Consider the following 3,171-nt stretch of genomic DNA (forward strand, 5'->3'; position numbering starts at 1 on the left):
CGCCGGGCGGCCTCACCGCGCGTGAGGCCGCCCGGCGCCGCACCAAGACGGCCCAAAGCCTGCTCCGTCGCCAGGCTATGCCAGCCGGCGCCGCCTCCGTTTTGTGCGCGCGGCGGTGCCGGGCCTGGCGGAAGCGACATGCCACCTCTCCTCGATGGTCGTGGTCCGAAGTGTCGTCCAGTGGTGCGCGGCTGGACCCGACCTGCCCACCACTCGGATGACCGGTCTGCCTATGCGGCCAGCAGCGTCGGCAGCGTCGGCCCCTGGTCGAGCAGGTCCATCGTCGCGCTGCCGAACACCAGATTGTGCAGCGGCGCATGGCGGACGGCGCCCATCACCAGCAGGTCGGCCTGGGCCTCCCGCGCGGCGTCGAGGATGGCGCGCGTCACGCCGCCACTGCCGCGCTGCACGGGCCGGAAGTCAGCCTTCGCGCCGTGCCGTGCCAGCAGGTGGGTCAGTTCGACCGCCGACTGCCCCGGACGGAATTCCTTGTCGTCGGTGACGCTCACGACGGTCACCGAATCCGCCCGCTTCAGGAGCGGCAGCGCGCCATGCACCGCGCGCACCGCGGCAGTCGAGGCATCCCAGGCAACGATGGCGCGCGACGGCGGCGACGCGGTGGCGTGGCTGGGCGGCACGAGCAGCATCGGGCGTCCGGACGAGAAGATGCCGCCGCTGGCGACGAAGCGCTTGCCGATGTCGGCGCCCGACCCGAAGGACATGATACCGAGGTCGCTGACCCGCATCTGGTCCGCGAGGACCTCCCCGATGCCGTAGGCGAAGCTGCTGCGGCCGCGCACCTCGAAGCGCAGGCCGCGCGCCTCGAGCGCCGCCCGGACATGCAGCAGCACACCGTCCTCGCGCGCCGCCAGAGCGTTCTCCGACATCTCGGCGTCGCCGCCGGCCGGCTCGGGGCGATAGACACTCGCCGCGAAAACCAGTGCGGCAACGTGCGCCGCATGCACCTCCGCCAGGGCCAGTGGCAGCGCAATGGACGCATCCACCGCGCCCAGCGTGTCCGGCTCCACATGCAGCGCTATTGTCGTATAACCCACGTTCTCAGGCTCCTTCACGATCGATTTGCACCCCACGCATGAGGCTCGCACGAGGCGGGTTTTCAAGTGCACGGCACGCGTCCCAACCGCCGCGTCGTGTCTCGTTCGCACGCCGCTTTGTCCGTCCGTGGCTGGCCTTGCCATGGGCCCGGGACCGCTGCGCCTCCCTGGCCGACGGCGCCCAAATGCACGCAACGACGTTTAACGAGCATTGATGCAGATCAATCCCAGCCGATCGGGCTCGCGGACGCACGCCGCAGCCTGACGAGCGTTAACGGGCGTGGAGCGCAGGGCTTACGCGGCGTCTCCTCATCGCCGAGGCGGCTGCGTATCCGATGCCCTTGTCGGCGACTGCGTGCGGTTTCGCACGCAGCAGTGCGTGGTGGCGCTGCGCGTCGACGGCGTATGACGTATGGGACGGCATGATAACCAACCTTGGGCTCCGCGCGTTGCCGCCGACACTGCAGGCCGCGGTGCATGACCTCGCGCAGGGCGGGTGGCGCGACGCGATCGTCGCCTTCGAGGCGAATCGGATGCGGCTGATCAGCTACCGCGATCTCGCCGCCGAGGTCGAGCGCCGGGCGCGCGGTCTCGTCCATGCGGGTGTCGGGCCGGGCGATGCGGTCATCCTCTGCGGGCCGGGCGGCGCCGACTGGATCATGGCCTGCCTCGCCATCCTGCATTGCGGCGCCTGCGTGGTACCGGTGGACGCGACGCTCGGCGCCGAGAGCTTCCGCCACGTGCTGTGCGACAGCGGGGCGCGCATCGCACTGGTCGCGCAATCCTCGGCGTTGAGGCTGCGCAGGCCGCTCGAGCAGCGGGGCGTGCGCGCGCTGGCGCTGGCCCAGGACGACGCGCCGGACGACAGCCGAGAGGTCACCTTCGCGCGCGTCGGTCCCGAGGATCGCGCGATCCTGTTCTACACGTCGGGAACCACCGGGCCGCCCAAGGGCGTGCCGCTGACGCACGGGAACCTGATCTACCAGCTCCGCGTGCTCGCCGGCACGGGCATCGTGTCGCCCGATGACCGTGTGCTGCTCCCGCTGCCGATGCACCATGTTTATCCGCTGGTGATCGGCGTGCTCACGCCGCTCTCCGCCGGCATCGCCGTCGTGCTTCCGGCGGGCTTCACCGGTACGCAAGTGGTCGCCGCGCTGCAATCTGGCCGGCCGACGGTGATGATCGGCGTGCCGCGGCTGTTCGATGCCCTGGTCGGCGCGCTCGCCGAGCGGATGCGGCGGGGCGGCGGTGCGGCGCAGGCGCTGTTCAGCGCCGCGCTCGGGCTGTCGCGCCTGCTGCGCCGGCGCTTCGGCTGGCGCATCGGGCCGACGCTGTTCGCCCCGCTGCACCGCCGGCTCGGACCCACCCTGCGCATCGTCGTCTCCGGCGGCGCCGCGCTGCGGCCCGAGACCGCCTGGGCGATGGAGGCGCTCGGCTGGAAGGTGGCGAGCGGCTACGGGCTCACCGAGACCTCGCCTATGCTCACCATCCACCCGCCGGGCGCGATGCGCTTCGAGACCGTCGGCGGCGTGGCCCCGGAGACCGAGCTGCGGATCGAGGGCGCGGCGGAGGGCAACGCCGAGGGCGAGGTCCTGGCCCGCGGTCCGGGCGTGTTTGCAGGCTATCATGCGCTGCCGCAGAAGACGGCAGAGGCCTTCACCGCGGATGGCTGGTTCCGCACCGGCGATCTCGGCCGGATCGACGAGACGGGCTGGCTCCGCCTCACCGGTCGGCGCTCGACGGTGATCGTCACCGAAGGCGGCAAGAACCTGCAGCCCGAGGAGATCGAGGAGGCCTACCAGGCGCATCCGGCGATCGAGGAGATCGCGGTCCTCCAGCACGACGGCCGCCTCGCCGGGCTGATCGTGCCGGCGCGCGCCGCGCGGGCCGAGGACGGGGGCGAGGCGGCGATCCGCGAGGTCGTGCGCGAGGTCGCGCGCGCCCTGCCATCCTACCAGCGCATCGCCGAGTACCGCCTGACCGCCGAGCCCATCCCGCGCACCCGGCTGGGCAAGCCGCGCCGCCAGCTCATCGTGCAGGCCTATGCGCGCGCCGGGGAGGCGGGGCGCGAGGAACGCGGCCGCGCGAGCGGCCTCGTGCCGATCGAGACTCTTTC

General features: G+C 72.2%; 2 protein-coding genes. One reads left to right on the forward strand and one right to left on the reverse strand.

Features of this window, described 5'->3' with window-relative positions:
- Window positions 1–230: 230 nt before the first annotated feature.
- Complete coding sequence (locus tag Q0C38_RS23125) at window positions 231–1,055, reverse strand: universal stress protein (RefSeq protein ID WP_291299496.1); 825 nt, start codon at window positions 1,053–1,055, stop codon at window positions 231–233.
- A gap of 422 nt (window positions 1,056–1,477) precedes the next feature.
- On the opposite strand from Q0C38_RS23125, the gene Q0C38_RS23130 reads away from it, so the two are divergent.
- A partial coding sequence (locus Q0C38_RS23130; protein ID WP_291299497.1) for a long-chain fatty acid--CoA ligase occupies window positions 1,478–3,171 on the forward strand: 1,694 nt, incomplete at its 3' end.

Origin of the sequence: Elioraea sp. (assembly GCF_022842375.1) — a bacterium.
Taxonomy (GTDB): domain Bacteria; phylum Pseudomonadota; class Alphaproteobacteria; order Acetobacterales; family Acetobacteraceae; genus Elioraea_A.